This is a genomic window from Paenibacillus sp. FSL P2-0322 (assembly GCF_037975315.1).
GTDB lineage: Bacteria > Bacillota > Bacilli > Paenibacillales > Paenibacillaceae > Paenibacillus > Paenibacillus polymyxa_B.
The window spans coordinates 604,504-621,771 of the sequence record NZ_CP150243.1; the positions used below are offsets into that span (position 1 = coordinate 604,504).

Genomic DNA, 17,268 nt, shown 5'->3' on the forward strand with positions numbered 1-17,268 from the left:
TAGGAGCAGGAGCGCTATGGCACAAAGGAGGTCTATCATGGAACGTAAAGCGGTCGTTGTGGGTGCAACAGGGCTTGTCGGGGGTTATGTTGTACGAGAGCTGCTGGTGCAAAAGGAATACAACCGCGTCATGGTTATGGGCAGACGTCCGTTGGACATCAAGCATCCCAAGCTGGAACAGGCGCTCATCGATTGGGAACAGCCACAGAAAGCGGCGTTCGCCTTCGAAGGGGTGGATGATGTTTTTTGCTGCCTTGGGACAACGATGAAAAAAGCTGGCACCAAGGAGCAGTTTCGTCAGGTGGATCTGGACTATCCGGTGCTGGCTGCCCAGTTGGGCAAAGAGGCTGGTGCTGTACAGATGCTAGCTATCTCAGCGATGGGGGCCGATCCAGATTCACGTGTGTTTTATAACCGCACCAAGGGTGAGGCTGAAGAGGCGCTTGCCGCTATCGGGCTGCCTGCGCTGCATTTGTTCCGTCCGTCGCTGATTTTGGGCGCGAGACCTGAACGACGTATGGGCGAAGCCGCTGCCGCTGTTGTCATGAAAGCGCTGGACGGTCTAATGACGGGCAAGCTGGCTTCCTACCGCGCTATCCCGGCCTCGGTCATCGCACGAGCCATGGTACGAATTGCTCTTGCGCAGGCGAGCGGCGTACATATTTATCCGAACGACATCATTCGGGTCATTGGTGCAGAGCTAACATCCGATGTTGAGGAGCCTGTTACAGGAACGGCTCCTGATGAGAACGTGTAAAACCACGGCAGGATTAAAATGACAATAACGCCGCTGCTGCCCGAATCATCGGGCAGCAGCGGCGTTATTTGTGTTTTATTGGTGGTTTGTATTTTGCGGCACATCTATCGTAATCTCTAATTCATCAATGTAATGGCGTGTCCAGTTGCCATTAGCATCGAGCAGGGCACTACCTCCTGGTTGTGTTGGCAATATATAAGGCTTGAAATTGATCTTCTGGGGAGTGTCCACAAAAGGAGTAAACAGGGTGATCATTTTGCTGTCACGTTCTTTGGTAAGGGGAACTCCAGAGCCGCTCAGGAGCTGGAGTTCTCTTCCCTGCTCGTCGAATATAGCATACTCAAGCATATCCAATTCCTTTTTGGTGTACTGGATCGTGTGGCCGTTTTTGTTGTACTTGTATTCTCGCTCCACGGTGTAATCATCCGGCATATGTGCAATATCGGTCAGCATTTTGAACGACGTTGTGATCTTGGTCGTGATGGGTGTAAGTTCTACCTTTTCTGCCGTAAATGCAAGATACGGATTAGACTTGCTCATTTGCAGCTGAAGTATCTTATTATTTATTTTAGTTTTGTGAACCGTGGTTTGTATGCGAAACGGCTCGGCTACACCTTTTAACTTTGCATATACCTCTAGCTCAAACTGATCTGGTAAGGCGGGTTTACCACTGGCAGGGTCACGCATATACGCAATCAGCATAGAATTACTGTCTTTACCTGGGCGGCCATACATGAAATTAAAGGCGCCATTATTGCTATTGACCGATGTCCCATTGATGAACAGGTCCACTTTCTCCAGAATGTCCTCCTCGGGCTGTCCTTGCGTTTGGATGGCCGGATATAGGGTTTGATGTTGTGAATCTCCACCGCTCTTTTCCAACGCCACGACCAAGCGTGTCCCGTCAAATATGATTTGTGGTACCTTTAATGTAATGCCGCTATGGGTAATACTGAGATTCGAGGAAGTTGCCAACCCTTTCTGATCAGCGGTTTGTAGCCCGAGATCCCCAGCAAGCTTGAACACACTATCTACAAGGGGAACCTGTTTCAATGATTCTGCCATTGTAGGCGAAACAAAGGCGCTACCAATGATCATAACGCTAATGGCAGCCGCAGAAGCAGCGACAATTGCGGTTCCCCGAAGAAATCTTTTGACTGGTCCATGTAAGGAAGAGGAAGGAGACTTGGATAACGGCTCCACATCCGATTCCATTTGTGTGTAAAATGCATCTAAGCGTTCTCTTACCAAATCGGGAATCATTACCGTGTCTGCTTCCAAGTTTTCTTTTTCTGATTGTAATTTCTGGTCCAGCTCTTTATTCTGTTTCTCAAACTCTGAAGGGCTCATTGAAAGGTCACCTTCCTTTCTCCGCGATTTTGTAGCAGGTCCATTAATGTTCTGCGAGCACGGTGTAATCGTGTTTTGACGGCCCCCTCTGATACATCCAGTACCTCTGATATTTCTCTGATCGGCATATCCCGCAAATAGTGCAGGGAAATCACAGTTCGCATGGACTCCTCCAAGTGGTCGATGGCCTCGCGCAGTTCGATTTTTTCATATCCGCCCGAAATGGAGGGTTCCTTTATAAATTCCGCCACGGGTACGATCCGTTTTTGCTTGCGGATAATGAGATGGCACTCATTAATGAGGATGCGAAGCAGCCATGTTTTAAAATAGCGAGGTTCACGCAGTTCACCCAGAGACTGGTATGCCTTGAGCATCGCCTCTTGCATCGCGTCCGCGCAATCTTCATTGCTGCGAAGAATGGAACGCGCCATGCCATACATATCGGATTCCATATGTTTCATCAAGGCGACGAATGCCTTGCGGTCCCCCTGCCTTGCTTGGTGTAAGTTTGTTTCGAGATTCAAAGGATGGTGCTCCTTTCCCGTCTATACTGGCTATGATCATTGTACCTGTATCTGTATTTGTAGAATTTATTTTGTAGCAGGTTATAGGAGTTAGATGATACATAGGCGCTAAAGGTTACAGCGGATATAAAAAAATATAGCACCGTCGCAAGGGATGGCTTAAAAGAAGCCCATTGCGTTAATCCGTCGCACGGAATAGTGGCTTTGGACTTCACATGCTATAATACGGTGAACCAGTATCAGGAAGGAGAATCCAACCCATATGAAAAAAACAATTGCTACTGAAAAAGCACCCGGTGCTATCGGCCCTTATAGCCAAGCGGTAGAGGCAGGCGGGTTTATTTACACCTCGGGACAGCTTGGACTGAATCCGGCAACAGGTGAGTTCGGTAAGGATGTACAGGAGCAGGCACGCCTGTCCTTGAGCAACGTACAAGCCATTCTGGAAGCGGCAGGCAGCAACATGAACCAGGTTGTGAAAGCGACTGTATTCCTGAAGGATATGAACGATTTTGTCAGCGTCAATGAGGTGTACAGTTCTTTCTTTGAGCAACCCTATCCAGCACGCAGTGCGGTGGAGGTAGCTCGTCTGCCTAAGGATGCACTGGTGGAGATTGAAGTCATTGCATTGAAGGGCGAATAGTCTGAAAGGTCCGTTCATAAAATAAAAAGTTTGTATGGCAACCGGGTGTCCCTATTAAATAGAGGCACCCGGTTGCTCAAATTTAATGTGTTTTGTTTTTTTGAATACAGAGTGGAGGTGGAGATGATTAAAAAAATAATTTTCACTGGTGGAGGCTCTTCAGGACATGTAGCAGTAAACCTAGCTTTGATTCCTCACTTACTGGAACAACATTGGAGTGTCCAATACATAGGCTCTGAACAAGGGATTGAAAGAAAATTGATTTCTGGACTAGAAGATGTGTGTTATTTCAGTATCTCAACTGGGAAATTACGCAGATATTTTGATTGGAATAATTTTAAGGACCCTTTTAAAGTGCTGAAGGGGATTTCTCAAGCGTACCGGATTATAAGAAAAGAAAAACCGGATGTTATTTTTTCAAAAGGCGGGTTTGTTTCGGTTCCTGTGGTATTGGCTGGGTGGTTGAATAAAGTCCCTGTAATCATTCATGAATCAGATATTACCCCTGGATTAGCTAATAAGATTTCCAGCACATTTGCTACAGAAATTTGTACTACCTTTCCTGAAACCACTCAGTACTTTCGCTCTAAGCATACCCGGTATGTAGGTGCTATTGTGAGAGATGAACTAAAAGATGGGGAGGCAGCCAAAGGTTTGACCTATTGCGGATTTACTCGAAATAAGCCGATCATTCTGATCATGGGTGGGAGTTTAGGTTCCAAGAAGATCAATGAGATGGTCTGGATGAATTTAGAGGCTTTGCTCGTTCATTTTCAAATCGTCCATATTTGTGGTAAAGACCAAGTGAATTATTCCATTCATATGCATGGTTACAAGCAGTTTGAATACATAAACGATGAACTGGCGGATGTTATGGCGATGGCAGATATGGTTGTTTCTAGGGCGGGTTCAAATTCCATTTTTGAATTCTTAACGCTGCGGAAGCCTATGCTATTGATCCCTCTTTCAAAGGCAGTCAGCCGGGGAGATCAAATTCTAAATGCCAAATCATTTAAAGCGCAAGGCTTTTGTGAGTTTTTAGAAGAAGAAGAGTTGGAATCTGAACGATTTGTTGACATGATTCTTGGTTTGTATGAAAAAAGGTCGGATTATATTATCAATATGAAGAAAATGAATGCAGATCACTCGACAAGCAAGCTTATAGATTTGATTAAAGTCTATACCTAATCACATGGTTAAAATGAATAAACAAAGCAAGCGAGCTTGGGCTAGATGATTCAGACCCAAGCTCGCTTGTTCTGGCTAGGAGATCATATTCGTTTTCTTTAATCCCGTTCTCGATTACGGGCAAAGAATAGCCATAGCGCGTACACCAGAATGATTGCCGCCAAGATCAATGCAGCCAGCCGTACATTTTCATTGTTCGGATGCTCGACGGCGATGGCGACATAGGCCCATACAAATACGAGAGGATAAATGCTGTCGCGATAAGGGAAGCTGACCATGATGGCCAATACGGTGCCGATGAGCAGGATAATGATCGCCCATGTCGTATCGCTGAGTCCCCAGCCACTCCATTCATTCTTTTCCAGTGCCACTGCAATATTGATAATAGTAGCAATAGATACCCAACCGAGGTTCAGGCTGAACGGTAGCTTGACGAACCACATTTCTCCGCGGGTTGGCTGCGGCGTGCGGGTACGTACATACACGACGCTCAAGGAAAGCAAGTATAGAATAATGACGATGACGCACAGCTCTACGTATACATACTGCCAGAGGAAAATCCAGATGATATTGAAGAGACAGCTTAGAATAAAAAAAATACCGATGGACTGAACGCTTGTCTTGGCTTGCCCTGTAGGTGTAGCTTGGTACACGACAAAGCAGGCGAGCAGTACGTAGATGACCGACCAGATGGAAAAAGCGTAACCCGCTGGGGTGATCAAGGTTGGGTACATGTTGGATACAGCAGCAGTGCTTCTGCCACCGATAGGAAGTGTAGCAGCCAGAACGTTAACGAGAACGACAGCGATAAATGCAATAATATTCCACCATTTATACGGATGGCTTCGTGACATAGGGATATCTCCTCCACAACGAATGATGATCCAAAAATGACCGACTGGTCACAAGTTTCTATTATGAATATACCCACTTTGCTTTCGAATATGTCCTAACCGGAAAAAGTTTCTTGATCCCGGTAAAATCATAAAAAGTTGTATGTATATGCAGTCATATGTAGTACAATGGTGAAAATTTTAAGCACTATATAAGCTGAATTTCCTCAAATTCAAATTATATAGAAGTAAGGAGATAAGTAGAATGAATGGCTTGGAGAAAGTAGGGAAATTTGTAGGAGGAACCTTTTCCATCTGGGTACTTTTATTTGCATGCTTGGGATTTTTCTTTCCTGCGGCGTTTACAGGGTTGAAAGGATACATACAGTTATTTTTGGGCATAGTCATGTTCGGGATGGGGCTGACTTTATCTGCGGCTGACTTTCGTGAAGTATTCCGGCGTCCAGTGGATGTGGCTATTGGCGTGGTCGGACATTATCTGATTATGCCGTTACTGGCCTTTGGATTGGCATTAGTATTGCAGCTGCCACCGGATATTGCGGTAGGTGTCATTTTGGTAGGCTGTTGCCCGAGTGGAACCGCGTCCAACGTAATGACGCTCTTATCCAAAGGCGACGTGGCATTGGGCGTGTCGATTGCTTCGGTGTCGACGCTGATTGCTCCACTGGCTACCCCGGCCATGATTAACCTGCTTGCTGGACGTTGGATGAATATTGATGCGAAGTCGCTGATCATGGATATTCTCATCGTGGTTATTGTCCCCATTGTGTTGGGTGTTATCGTCAAATCGCTATTTCGCAAACAGGCAGAAGCCAGTGTCCAGGCGCTGCCGCTCATATCAACACTGGTGATTATGCTCATCGTGGCTATTGTGATTGCAGGCAGCAAAGGCAAGATTTTGGAGACAGGTCCGATTATTTTTGGTGTGGTTATTTTGCATAACGGTATCGGGTTCCTGCTCGGATATTGGTTTGCCAAGCTATTCGGTATGAATCTTTCCAAGCGTAAAGCTGTTACTCTGGAAACGGGAATGCAGAATTCCGGACTGGGCGCTGCGCTGGCAGCAGCTCATTTTAATCCGATTGCTGCTGTACCGAGTGCGATTTTTAGCGTGTGGCATAATATTTCCGGCTCGTTGCTCGCGACCTGGTTTTCCCGCCGGGAGGAGAAGAACAGCACATCCGGGAACCATTAAGCTTTGTCAGTGGCTTGTGACAAGTGGCTGCGGTTCAGCTTTTTCGAACAGTTTGGGGAAGGTCAGAAAGGATAGATTTGACTTTATAGTTGCGGATCATTATACTGTGGTTGTTACAACCACTGTATTTAAGTAAGCAACAGTAGTTTGAGTTCGTTATGGAAGGAAAACTGCATCCAATTCATATTCGGCTTCATGCTTAACAGCCTTATATTATCTGATCTGATTTAAACTGAAGGAGAGAGAACGAATGAACCCAAAATATAATTCTCTATTTGAAGCTTTTACCCTGCCATCCGGTGTTACGTTGAAGAACCGTATTACCATGGCACCTATGACTAACTTTGCTTCCCACGAAAATGGTGAAGTCAGTGACGAGGAACTGGCATACTACCGTGAACGCTCCGGTGGTGTGGGCGCGGTTATTACCGCTTGTGTGTATGTAACTCCAGATGGCAAAGGATTTGTTAATGAGTTCGGTGCGGACAAGGATGAAATGATTCCTAGTCTGCGCCGTCTAGCAGATACGATTCATCAGGAGGGCGCGAAAGCGATCCTGCAAATTTATCATGGTGGCCGCCTGTGTCCACCGGATCAAATTCCAGATGGACAGCCGATCAGTGCAAGCGCAGTAGCCGAGGAAAAAGAAGGCGCGCCTGTGCCGCGTGAAATGACATCCGACGATATCCACCGCGTCATTCGTGCCTATGGCGAAGCGACTCGCCGCGCGATTGAAGCAGGCTATGATGGTGTGGAGCTTCACGGAGCGAACGGTTACCTGGTGCAGCAGTTCTTCTCCCCGCATTCCAACATTCGTACTGATGAATGGGGAGGAAGTCTTGAAAAACGATTGACCTTTCCACTGGCGGTTGTTCACGAAGTGAAGAAAGTGATCGCACAACATGCAAAGCGGCCATTCATCTTTGGATACCGCTTGTCTCCTGAGGAAGGACACACACCAGGCATTTCGCTGGATGATACGATGGTGCTTGTAGACCGTCTGGCGGATCAAGGGTTGGATTACCTGCACATTTCCGTAAATCATTTCTTTGGTGGTTCGTTCCGTGACCGTAGTGACGAACGGTCACGTACCGTTCTCATCCATGAGAAGGTAGGTAACCGTGTGCCGATTATGGGAGTCGGGTCGCTGAATACACCGGACGAGGCGCTTGCAGCACTGGAGACAGGTGTACCGCTTGTATCGCTGGGACGTCCGCTTTTGATGGAGCCGCAATGGGTTCAGAAGGTGCAAAACGGCACAGAAGATACCATTCGCACGACATTATCCAAACAAGCTCAGCAGGAGCTAGTCATTCCTGACTATTTGTGGAATGTATTGACGACCCTTCCAGGCTGGATGCCTGTTACGGACTAAATTTTGAATGATGGAGATACCCTAGGCTGCTCTCATGCACCTGGGGTATTTTCCTGTCTCATGACCATGAACACAATATTATAGGAATAACGGAGAAAGAAGGAAACTGACAATGTTGCATGAAGCTAATGGCGTAATTTTGATTAAGTCTACCCATCCGGGGCTACAGATTCGACTGTTACAAGTAAATGATGCAGAACGTTTATTAGAGATCAGACGTGAAAATTTTGATTTCTTCAAACCGTTCGAACCAGAACGACCTGAAATTTACTTTACGCTGGAAGAACAGGCGCGTCTGATTTCCAACGGTTTGGAAGCGGCACAAGCCGGACAGGGATATACGTTTGGACTTTTTTTGCCGGAAAATGATAAGCTGATTGGCAGAATGGAGCTGTCGGGTATCGCTAGAGGCCCCTTTCAAAACGCCAATCTGGGCTACTTTGTAGATCCTGCATACCACGGACAAGGCTATGCGACTTCCGCAGTGAAGGATATTGTACGCTACGCCTTGAACGAGTTGGAATTACACCGTATTCAAGCTGGAGTGATGCCAAGAAATACGCCTTCCAATCGAGTGATGGAAAAGGCAGGATTTCGCCGCGAAGGGCTGGCTCTCAACTATTTGAAGATTAATGGTGTGTGGGAAGATCACGTGCTGTATGCGGTCACGGCTGAGGATTTGCAGAATGGCGTCTTCTGAATTCGCCAGGCGTGACCCCCTCCAGTTTTTTGAACACCTTGCCAAAATATTTTTCATCCTGATACCCGACCATACCGGCAATATGATGAAGGCGCAGCTTGTCATTTAGCAGCAATAGCTTTGCCTTGCTCATCCTGATCTGACACAAATAGTCTGACAGATTAACCCCGTACTCCTGCTTGAATTTACGAGAAATATATTCCCGACTGAGATAAAAGCGGCTCGCCATATCCTGTAGAGAAATGTCCTCGTTATAGTGTGCATCCAGATAGCGGGCAATATCACGGATGGTCGGGTTGTTTGGGCTATGGCTTGGTGTGAGCGCCTGACCGGCTGCCAGCAGTCGGTTTTCAACCTGTCTTTGCCATAAGGGCAGGGAAAGCATGCCACGGTTGTCGACCGGCAATGCATGAATGGAGCCGGACTCATCTGCCAGTTCCTCGCCATCGGTATCTCCAGGTCTGTCATTCAGCCAGCGGGCCAGCATCCAGTCCAACTCCTGATTCCAACTGGCTAGCTGCTCTGCTGTCACCGAAGGCAGCTCGGCTACGGCTGCTATCCAATGGCCTACCGCTATCGACACACGATTGGCATTACAGCTGAGCGCACTAAGCCGCAGTTCCTCTTCCATCTCAGGCAACTGGGGAAGACGAATGCTCTGCCGTGTCTGGGAACTCTGGTGCATCCAGTCGGCGGTTTGCAACACATCCCGTTTCCACAACGCTTGCCGTGCCTCTTGGTAGGCAGTGGCTGCCGCTATGGGAAAAGCGCCAAAAGAGCCAAAAGAGCCAACCCCGATGTGCATGTAACACCGCAAAGCCGTTTTGATCCCTGTGTGAATATCCTGCAAGAGCAGCGGCCAACGAGATGGCTCGCCCCAATACAGCAGAATAATTTCGTCCATACGCTCCAGATGACGGAATGCAACTCCGGTTTGAGAAGTTCCGAGAAATTCGTTACAGATGTTAATGAGGGAAAAGCTCAAAAGCGCACGGCGCGTTTTATATTTGTCCAGTATATCGGCATCCAGCTGAGTGGTACTCATCACAGCTGCATTACATATCTGAATAGCTGCAGGAAGACGTAGCTCCTCACGTAAGGGCGTAATGGATAGAGGGGTATTCGCTATACCGGAAACGATTTCAGTCAGGAGCTTATCAGCATAGTGCGGCCTCATCCGATTGACCTCCATGGCCTGCATCGTTTGCCTGTTCCGGTCTTGCTCCGCCGTCCGCCAGGCTTGAGTGGCTTTATTTAGAGCCTCGTTAATCTCCACTGGATCCACGGGCTTAAGAATATAGTCCATGCCTCCCCGGCGGATGACCTGTCGAACCAAGTCAAAATCATCATAGCCACTGACCACCACGACTCGGGTTGCTGGGGAATTGACTTGAATCCACTCCATCAGTGCTACTCCATCCTTGCCGGGCATCCGCATATCCGTGAGTACAACAGGTGGGGAAAGGGCGGTAATGACCTCAATCGCCTGATCGCCCGACTCAGCCTCAATCACCTCGCTCACACCGCAAGCTTCCCAATGTACGAGCATCCGTATGGCATGGCGTACATGCTTCTCATCATCTACAATCAGGACTTTCATTGACAGATCACTCTCCCTTAATATGAATTTCCATAGGGACTTCAGTACGAATTTCGAGTGTATAACGGACGCCATGAGGCAGAATGTTGTCTACGCACAGGGTGTTAGAACCATCCTCCGAGTGAAGCTGAATACGCAATAGAACATTACGAAGGCCAATGGAGTCCTGCTCGCTAGTGTCCGGCTCCTCGTAGGCTTTCAGCGGACGTTTTAACATATGCTGGAGCTGCTCCAAATCGGCCTGTGGAATGGAAATTCCGTTATTTTCCACTGTTATTTTCACAATGCCTTCCTGGATTCGGCTGCCTGTAATGCGAATTTCACCGGGCCCCAGCCGGGGATCGGCACCGTGTTTAAAGTAGTTTTCCACCAACGGTTGGAGAATCATTTTTGGCACCCGATCATTTAGCACCTCATCTTCCCACTGGTAAGTGACCTCTAATTGCTCACCGAAGCGTTCCTTTTGTAAATCAAGATATTGTTTTACATGTTCGGCTTCTTCCTTGAGTGTAACTACCGTATGGTCCCGCATGTTATAACGCAGCATTTTGGCAAGGGAAGAGAGCAGAGAATAAATTCGCGGCACCTCATGCTGTAGGGCCAGGGTTCCAATAGACTGTAGCGTATTATATAAAAAGTGAGGATTAATCTGTGCTTGAAGCGCTTTCAATTGATGTGTCTTGTTAGCCAGCTCCAGCTTGTATTCCCGCAAAATGAGGTTATTGATGGTATCCATCATCTGTCTGAAACGGCGCGACAGTACTCCGATCTCATCGTTACTCATGGCCCGAATGTCTACATCCAGTTGACCGGACTGAATCTGGTTTATGTAGCGAGTCAGCCGCTTAATAGGTTCCGTGATTTTTATCGAAATCCATAACGTGGCAACAATGACAAGTAGCAACGCTGCGCCTGTAATGACCGCATTAATCTGAGTCAGGCGGGTAGCCCGTAAATACAGCGTACGATGTGGAATTTTCTTGACGAGCGTCCAGCCTGACAGATTGGCATCCAGCTTGCCGTACACGTGCAGTGCTGTATCATCCTCAATCACTCCGTGCTCGCCTTCTTTAGAAATTCGATTGAGCAGGCCAGATTCCTTCCAGTGTGTTCCAATCGATGCTTCTTTTCCGCTATATACGATCGTTCCGTTCCGATCGATCAAAAACAGCTCCTCTGTATCCGCATCATACAATTGACGGCAAATACTGCGCAGCGGCTCCAGATCAACATCTATAGCCAGTACCCCAAGCGTCTCTGAGGCAGGAATGTTCCGAATCGCCCGATGAAGTGTAAATACCTGCCGCTTTGTGCTGTGCTCCGCATAGGAAACCGCCGAAAAGCCGTACAAATGCTTCATGTGCGAAGGCTGTATGAATAGTCCGGAAGGGCCGTAATGAATAGAACCAGTAAAGGGCTCCAGTCGGAATTCCCGTAGCGGGACTGTACTGGTAATCAACGTGGATTGCCCAGCCTCAAAAGAATGCAAATACACTTGGTCAATGCCTGACGAAGCATTCATCATCGTTTGCAGTGTGGTGTAAATTTCAGCGACGGCCCGGTAATCATCCGGAATTTTGGCCAGATTACGCAGAAAATGGGGGTCATTATAGACTCCGATGGACGCGCGATTCAGTCCCTGTAAATAGTTATCCAGATTCGTAATTCCCTGAAAAATAAGCCGTTCATTTTCTTGTGTGGCCTGCTCCCGCAAGGATTGCTTGGTGAGAACAAAGGTCATAGTCATCGACAGCAGCAGCGGCAGAGTGACCGCAATGAGCAAAAACCAGATCAGGCGGGAACGAATACTGTGAAATTTCATGCAGTGAGCTCCTTTCACAATTCAAGGCGAGCCAGAGGTCAATATTTTCCCCCCTAATGGTTCACGATCCTACGTGTTCTCCAGAGCGCTTATTCGACATAATGAACATGTGAATCGCATATCCGTACGGACCAAGCATTATGCTGCTGAAAGAAAGCCGTAAGGGAGCGTTCCAGACACCAACAGACAACAAAAGGGGGGGATCGGATTGAATCGCGCCAAGTCGTCGCAATGGCTCCAGCAATGGATTTTTGTAGGGCCGTCGACGTTATTTTTCGTTATCATTATTGTAATCCCTTTTATGCTCGGAATGTACTATTCTTTTACAGAGTGGAATGGGGTAGCCAATGAGGCAAAGTGGGTCGGGCTGGATAATTTCAGTCACATTTTATGGAATGATGACAAATTTGGGACAGCGTTCTGGTTTACGGTCCGTTTTACGGTGGTAGGAGTGGTGGCTGCGAATATTTTTGGCTTTCTGCTGGCGTACTTTCTAACCAAACCGCTGAAAACAAAAAATGTATTGAGGACCATCTTTTTTATGCCTAATGTGATCGGAGGTCTGTTGCTGGGCTTTATCTGGCAGTTTATTTTCGTCAAGGGATTTGCAGCAATCGGAGAGAGCACGAACTGGTCCTTCTTCAACCTGTCCTGGTTGGGAGATGAGATCACGGCCTTCTGGGGCATTGTCATCGTGTTTATCTGGCAAACTGCCGGGTATTTGATGGTTATTTATATCTCTTCCCTGACCAATGTGCCCCGCGATATGCTGGAAGCAGCCGAAATTGACGGAGCAAGCCGGATGCAAATTTTGCGGTCGATTATACTTCCTTTGATCATGCCTGCCGTTACGGTTTGTCTTTTCCTGGCGATATCATGGTCATTCAAAATGTTCGATCTCAATTTGTCACTGACCAAAGGCGGTCCCTTCGGGTCCACAGAGTCGGTTGCACTCAATATTTACAATGAAGCGTTTGTGAATAATCGTTATGGGCTGGGAACAGCTAAAGCACTCATTTTCTTTATCATTGTTGCTCTGGTTACGAGCCTTCAGGTACGACTGACGAAAAGTCGGGAGGTGGAAGCGTAAATGGAAACAAGCAAGCGCTACCGCTTTGGAACATGGGCGACCGAGATGGTGATGATCCTCGTCGCATTGTTATTCCTCGTCCCGTTTTACTTTTTATTCGTGAATTCGGTCAAAAGCTTTGGTGACCTGCTCACCGATTCTGCGGCCTGGCCACAAACCTTTGTATGGAGCAACTACGCTAGAGCGTGGAGCATCACGCGTTTTCCCGAAGCTTTATGGAATTCACTCGTGGTTACGGTAATTAGTAATCTACTGCTCGTACTGATCAGCTCAATGGCTGCTTACCGAATGGTCCGGCGTCCGACGCGTTATAATCGGGTGTTGTTCAGCCTGTTCGTAGCTGCCATGGTCATTCCTTTTCAATCGGTGATGATTCCTTTGGTCAAGGTTGTAAGTACACTGGATTTAATGAACAGTATAAGTGGTCTGGTAATCTGTTATCTGGGATTCGGAGCTCCAATGTCGATCTTTCTCTTTCATGGATTCGTCAAAGGTGTGCCAGTCGAGGTGGAAGAAGCAGCTACGGTGGACGGCTGTACGCCTTACGGAGTGTTTTTCCGAATTGTGTATCCGTTGATGCTACCGATGATGGTAACTGTTATTATTTTAAATACGCTCTGGATTTGGAATGATTATCTCCTGCCTTCTCTGGTACTGCAAAAGGCTGAACTGCGCACGATTCCGATTGCTACCTATGCCTTTTTTGGACAATACACGAAGCAGTGGGATTTGGCTTTGCCTGCTCTGGTGCTGGGCATCTTGCCTGTCATCGTATTCTTTCTGGCCATGCAAAAATATATTATACAAGGTATTATGGCTGGTTCGGTCAAAGGTTGAGTGTGGGATGAGCTGAAAATGTACACGGTGGCCACTCCGCAAACGGATGGTGCTTACCATCGCTGTTGCCTCCAGATTCCCCTGAATAAACGAATAAAGGTGGGAATCTAGAGACAAAGGCGAGCGCTATCGCTTGTTCAGCACCATTCCGTTTTCCGTTTGCTCCGTTTCCACATGAATTTTTCGAGTTCATCTGATATGAATTTAGAATAGAAAGGAACATGAAAATGAAAACGCATACTCTTAAAAAGAAAGCTCAAGCACTCATCTTGCTCCTTGCGGCCTTTGCCCTGGTTTTGGCAGGTTGTAACAGCAGTGGCGGACAAAACGCAGGCAAAGAGGAAGTGAAGGAAAAAACAATTCACATTTTTCAGTTTAAGGTAGAGATTGCAGAAGCGCTGAATCGCATGAAGGCGGAATATGAAGCGTCTCATCCAGGGATCAAGCTCGACATTCAGACCGTGGGCGGGGGCAGTGACTATGGTGCGGCGTTAAAGGCGAAGTTCGCCTCCGGGGAGCAACCGGATATTTTTAACGTAGGAGGTTACCGTGAGCTGGATACGTGGCTGGAATATTTGGAGGACCTGTCTGACCAGCCTTGGGTTGGCGATGTGGTGGATGTCGCCAAAGAGCCGATGACCAAAGACGGCAAGCTGTATGGCCAGCCGATGAATCTGGAGGGTTACGGCTTTATTTATAACAAGGATTTGTTCAAGAAGGCGGGGATTACGGAGACCCCTAAAACATTGTCCGAACTGGAGGGAGCTGCGCAAAAGCTCCAAGCTGCAGGGATTACTCCATTTTCTAATGGATATCAGGAGTTTTGGGTGTTAGGCAATCATTTGCTGAACGTGGCATTTGCCAATCAGCCAGACCCTTCGGCCTTCGTTAAGGGACTGAATGATGGAACTGCAAAGATTCCGGGCAACGCTGTATTCGCCGAGTGGGTTAAGCTGTTTGATCTGACAATGAAGTATGGCAATTCGAAGCCGCTCACGACCGATTACAACACGCAGGTAACGAACTTCGCCACTGGAAAGGCTGCCATGATGCAGCAAGGGAACTGGACTCAGGTCCAAATTGACGGTATTAATCCGAAGCTGAATCTGGGTATTTTACCTATGCCGATTGGTGAAGACGCAACAGCCGGAGATAAGCTGTTTGTAGGTGTCGCCAACAACTGGGTGGTTAATAAAAATTCGACTGTCAAACCCGAGGCGAAGGAGTTCTTAAACTGGATGGTGACATCCGAGCAGGGTAAAAAGTATATCACCAAGGAATTCAAGTTTATTCCAGCATTCAAGAGCATCGAAGGGGCAGAGGCTGATATGGGCCAACTGGGTGCGGAAGTGGTGAAATATAGTAAGGAAAACAAACTGTTGGGCTGGTTCTTTAGCCGCTATCCTGAAGGAGCACAGCAAGAATTCGGAAGTCAGATGCAAGCCTATGTGGCAGGTAAATCGGATGCTGGGAAGCTATTCGAGGATTTCCAGAGAACATGGGATAATTTGAAGACCAAATAATGAACAAAAGCACGCGATAAAGCCTTCATATTTCAGGGAGATTACGTGATCCTGAAATATGAAGGCTTTTCTGTAAACAAAATTATAAATGGTAATGGAGCAGAGCGATATCCCCGCGGCGTTCTATTTCTTTGAGCTTAAACGTACTTGGCAGCGATCCTTCTGGAAATAACGGTATTCCTTGTCCAAGCACCTTGGGAATGATCGCAATGATAGCCTTCTCCAGCAGTCCAGCTTGTAAGAAGGCCTGGAGTAACTGGCCTCCACCGACTAGCCATACCGCACCTTCCGATTGTTCTTGTAGACGTGGAACCAGTTCAGTCAGAGCTTCGTCCGTAAATGTAACATGTGGCGCTTGCTGTTGCTCCGTTAATGCTCGTGTGAGCACATAGCATGGCTTGCCAGCATAAGGGAAATCATCTGAGAGCTTCAACACTTCCTCATACGTCAGCCTGCCCATCAGCACTGTACCTACGGTGTCGTAAAAGTCGGCATATCCATTGTCCCCGCCATCCCCTTTAACATCATACAGCCAGTCCACCGAACCGTCCGGCAAAGCGATATACCCGTCGAGACTCATGGCAATATACAGCACAACTGCGTTTGATTTCAAATCCTCCATAGTTCATTCACTCCTTTCTATTTCCTAATGTTACAATGTATTTATGACATCCTATGTCGTAGTTAAACGGTCATTTTAAATTAATTTTTGAATCGAGGGGTACCTTATGAACGAACGCAGGATTGCTCTTATGAGGATACTGGATTCCCGAAAAAAATATACGGCGCGTGAGCTGGCTGAACGTTTTGGTGTCTCCGTCAGGACGATACAAAGAGATCTCGACTATTTGCAGCAGACCGGGTTACCCCTTTATACCGAAATGGGTCCTCATGGCGGGTATCGGGCACTCCCCAATCGGCTTCTTCCTCCCCTTCATCTTGCTCGCGACGAGGCTCTGGGTCTTTTCCTCATGCTGCAACTGTTGGAGAACATTCCAGATATCCCTTTTGGCTCGGTTCGTGGACATTTATCTGAGCATTATTATGCCGAGCTTCCACAGGATGTGCAGGACAGTATCGATCAATTAAAGGAGTACATTTCTTTTCGTATGCTGCCGACTCACGCAGAGTCACCCTACACCTCAATCATTTTGGAGGCTGCGCTGAATAAGCGCCGGGTGAATATGCATTACCGCTCGGTTTCCGGTGAAAAGTGGACCGAAGTATATCCGATTGGACTGTATTTTGATCACGGATATTGGTACATGCCAGCGCATAGCAGAGACCGTATCATTCTGTACCGTTCAGATCGGGTGATCACAATAACGATGCGGGACGAAACCTTGGACAGCCTTCCCACACTTCAGGAATGGTTGGCTTCGGAGGATTCCCGTATAGGAATTCCGTCCAAAATAAAATTTACCGCAATGGGTGCCAGGCTGGCCGGGTCAGATACCCTCTTCCAAAATGTTTCCCATCAAGAAGGGCAGGGTCAGGAATGGCAGGGATATATTCCGGTCGAAGAGTTTAGATATGTGTCCCGACTTTTGCTAAAATACGGGCCAGAGGCCGAGGTCATATATCCGAAAGAGCTGCGGATGAGGGTGAAGGAATTGCTGCAAGACAGCCTGAACCCTTATCTGAAGGATGCAAAAGCAGATGATGAAGAAAAAGACAATTAATCCTGTAAATTGATTCTCTTATTTATAGTTAACCACATGAATATTTAAGGTTATTAACTTATGACTTTCCATTTATTTTTGTGATAAAGTTTTGAAAAGAGCCCGTTTTCGTATATGATGAAGAGTAA

At 47.2% G+C, this 17,268-nt stretch carries 16 protein-coding genes; 10 read left to right on the plus strand and 6 right to left on the minus strand.

Features of this window, described 5'->3' with window-relative positions; all coding sequences use genetic code 11:
* Positions 1-37: 37 nt before the first annotated feature.
* Positions 38-757 (plus strand): NAD(P)H-binding protein, encoded by a 720-nt coding sequence (locus MKY24_RS02765; RefSeq protein ID WP_076158780.1) that lies wholly within the window; start codon positions 38-40, stop codon positions 755-757.
* 75 nt (positions 758-832) lie between these two features.
* Here the strand turns inward: MKY24_RS02765 and MKY24_RS02770 are convergent, their stop codons facing one another.
* Positions 833-2,107, minus strand: a complete 1,275-nt coding sequence (locus MKY24_RS02770) for a DUF4179 domain-containing protein (protein WP_339201380.1) — start codon at positions 2,105-2,107, stop codon at positions 833-835.
* On the minus strand, positions 2,104-2,631 hold the full coding sequence (locus tag MKY24_RS02775; RefSeq protein WP_028541151.1) for a sigma-70 family RNA polymerase sigma factor: 528 nt from the start codon (positions 2,629-2,631) through the stop codon (positions 2,104-2,106). Before MKY24_RS02775 ends, MKY24_RS02770 begins: the two co-directional genes overlap by 4 nt.
* Positions 2,632-2,893: 262 nt before the next feature.
* Here MKY24_RS02775 and MKY24_RS02780 point away from each other — a divergent pair, with 262 nt between their 5' ends.
* Together MKY24_RS02780 and MKY24_RS02785 are read left to right on the plus strand one after the other, a co-directional pair.
* Positions 2,894-3,274 (plus strand): RidA family protein, encoded by a 381-nt coding sequence (locus MKY24_RS02780; protein WP_013308546.1) that lies wholly within the window; start codon positions 2,894-2,896, stop codon positions 3,272-3,274.
* A gap of 123 nt (positions 3,275-3,397) precedes the next feature.
* Positions 3,398-4,462, plus strand: coding sequence for an undecaprenyldiphospho-muramoylpentapeptide beta-N-acetylglucosaminyltransferase (locus MKY24_RS02785; RefSeq protein WP_339201382.1), 1,065 nt, complete (start codon positions 3,398-3,400; stop codon positions 4,460-4,462).
* 98 nt (positions 4,463-4,560) lie between these two features.
* Here the strand turns inward: MKY24_RS02785 and MKY24_RS02790 are convergent, their stop codons facing one another.
* Complete coding sequence (locus MKY24_RS02790) at positions 4,561-5,316, minus strand: tryptophan-rich sensory protein (RefSeq protein WP_339201383.1); 756 nt, start codon at positions 5,314-5,316, stop codon at positions 4,561-4,563.
* A 244-nt stretch (positions 5,317-5,560) separates the two neighbouring features.
* On the opposite strand from MKY24_RS02790, the gene MKY24_RS02795 reads away from it, so the two are divergent.
* The 3 genes from MKY24_RS02795 to MKY24_RS02805 all read left to right on the plus strand — a co-directional run bounded on the left by MKY24_RS02795 (position 5,561) and on the right by MKY24_RS02805 (position 8,586).
* Positions 5,561-6,511 (plus strand): bile acid:sodium symporter family protein, encoded by a 951-nt coding sequence (locus MKY24_RS02795; protein ID WP_104497221.1) that lies wholly within the window; start codon positions 5,561-5,563, stop codon positions 6,509-6,511.
* A gap of 250 nt (positions 6,512-6,761) precedes the next feature.
* A complete protein-coding gene (locus MKY24_RS02800) occupies positions 6,762-7,886 on the plus strand; it encodes an NADH-dependent flavin oxidoreductase (protein ID WP_339201384.1) in 1,125 nt (374 codons plus the stop codon).
* A 112-nt stretch (positions 7,887-7,998) separates the two neighbouring features.
* Complete coding sequence (locus MKY24_RS02805; RefSeq protein ID WP_071559390.1) at positions 7,999-8,586, plus strand: GNAT family N-acetyltransferase; 588 nt, start codon at positions 7,999-8,001, stop codon at positions 8,584-8,586.
* On the opposite strand, the gene MKY24_RS02810 is transcribed toward MKY24_RS02805, so the two are convergent.
* A complete protein-coding gene (locus tag MKY24_RS02810; RefSeq protein WP_053324528.1) occupies positions 8,552-10,186 on the minus strand; it encodes a response regulator in 1,635 nt (544 codons plus the stop codon). The two genes, MKY24_RS02805 and MKY24_RS02810, sit on opposite strands and share 35 nt — an antisense overlap.
* Positions 10,187-10,193: 7 nt before the next feature.
* Positions 10,194-12,008, minus strand: a complete 1,815-nt coding sequence (locus MKY24_RS02815; RefSeq protein WP_023986789.1) for a sensor histidine kinase — start codon at positions 12,006-12,008, stop codon at positions 10,194-10,196.
* Between the two features lie 208 nt (positions 12,009-12,216).
* Between MKY24_RS02815 and MKY24_RS02820 the strand changes: the two genes are divergently transcribed.
* From MKY24_RS02820 to MKY24_RS02830, 3 genes are all read left to right on the plus strand, one after another.
* Positions 12,217-13,098 carry a sugar ABC transporter permease gene (locus MKY24_RS02820; protein WP_023986790.1) on the plus strand — a complete coding sequence of 294 codons (882 nt, stop codon included), beginning with the start codon at positions 12,217-12,219 and terminating at the stop codon, positions 13,096-13,098.
* Positions 13,099-13,935, plus strand: a complete 837-nt coding sequence (locus MKY24_RS02825) for a carbohydrate ABC transporter permease (RefSeq protein ID WP_023986791.1) — start codon at positions 13,099-13,101, stop codon at positions 13,933-13,935.
* A 227-nt stretch (positions 13,936-14,162) separates the two neighbouring features.
* A complete protein-coding gene (locus MKY24_RS02830; RefSeq protein WP_068941227.1) occupies positions 14,163-15,458 on the plus strand; it encodes an ABC transporter substrate-binding protein in 1,296 nt (431 codons plus the stop codon).
* Between the two features lie 82 nt (positions 15,459-15,540).
* Here the strand turns inward: MKY24_RS02830 and MKY24_RS02835 are convergent, their stop codons facing one another.
* Positions 15,541-16,080 carry a dihydrofolate reductase family protein gene (locus tag MKY24_RS02835; RefSeq protein WP_023986793.1) on the minus strand — a complete coding sequence of 180 codons (540 nt, stop codon included), beginning with the start codon at positions 16,078-16,080 and terminating at the stop codon, positions 15,541-15,543.
* Between the two features lie 106 nt (positions 16,081-16,186).
* Here MKY24_RS02835 and MKY24_RS02840 point away from each other — a divergent pair, with 106 nt between their 5' ends.
* On the plus strand, positions 16,187-17,140 hold the full coding sequence (locus MKY24_RS02840; protein ID WP_023986794.1) for a YafY family protein: 954 nt from the start codon (positions 16,187-16,189) through the stop codon (positions 17,138-17,140).
* Positions 17,141-17,268: the final 128 nt, after the last annotated feature.

Bases quoted from the DNA above. Each gene is read 5' to 3' on its own strand.
- MKY24_RS02795 (WP_104497221.1), top strand. From the start codon at position 5,561: ATGAATGGCTTGGAGAAAGTAGGGAAATTTGTAGGAGGAACCTTTTCC.
- MKY24_RS02785 (WP_339201382.1), top strand. From the start codon at position 3,398: ATGATTAAAAAAATAATTTTCACTGGTGGAGGCTCTTCAGGACATGTA.
- MKY24_RS02790 (WP_339201383.1), bottom strand. From the start codon at position 5,316: ATGTCACGAAGCCATCCGTATAAATGGTGGAATATTATTGCATTTATC.
- MKY24_RS02835 (WP_023986793.1), bottom strand. From the start codon at position 16,080: ATGGAGGATTTGAAATCAAACGCAGTTGTGCTGTATATTGCCATGAGT.
- MKY24_RS02830 (WP_068941227.1), top strand. From the start codon at position 14,163: ATGAAAACGCATACTCTTAAAAAGAAAGCTCAAGCACTCATCTTGCTC.
- MKY24_RS02825 (WP_023986791.1), top strand. From the start codon at position 13,099: ATGGAAACAAGCAAGCGCTACCGCTTTGGAACATGGGCGACCGAGATG.
- MKY24_RS02800 (WP_339201384.1), top strand. From the start codon at position 6,762: ATGAACCCAAAATATAATTCTCTATTTGAAGCTTTTACCCTGCCATCC.
- MKY24_RS02840 (WP_023986794.1), top strand. From the start codon at position 16,187: ATGAACGAACGCAGGATTGCTCTTATGAGGATACTGGATTCCCGAAAA.
- MKY24_RS02805 (WP_071559390.1), top strand. From the start codon at position 7,999: ATGTTGCATGAAGCTAATGGCGTAATTTTGATTAAGTCTACCCATCCG.
- MKY24_RS02765 (WP_076158780.1), top strand. From the start codon at position 38: ATGGAACGTAAAGCGGTCGTTGTGGGTGCAACAGGGCTTGTCGGGGGT.
- MKY24_RS02770 (WP_339201380.1), bottom strand. From the start codon at position 2,107: ATGAGCCCTTCAGAGTTTGAGAAACAGAATAAAGAGCTGGACCAGAAA.
- MKY24_RS02815 (WP_023986789.1), bottom strand. From the start codon at position 12,008: ATGAAATTTCACAGTATTCGTTCCCGCCTGATCTGGTTTTTGCTCATT.
- MKY24_RS02810 (WP_053324528.1), bottom strand. From the start codon at position 10,186: ATGAAAGTCCTGATTGTAGATGATGAGAAGCATGTACGCCATGCCATA.
- MKY24_RS02780 (WP_013308546.1), top strand. From the start codon at position 2,894: ATGAAAAAAACAATTGCTACTGAAAAAGCACCCGGTGCTATCGGCCCT.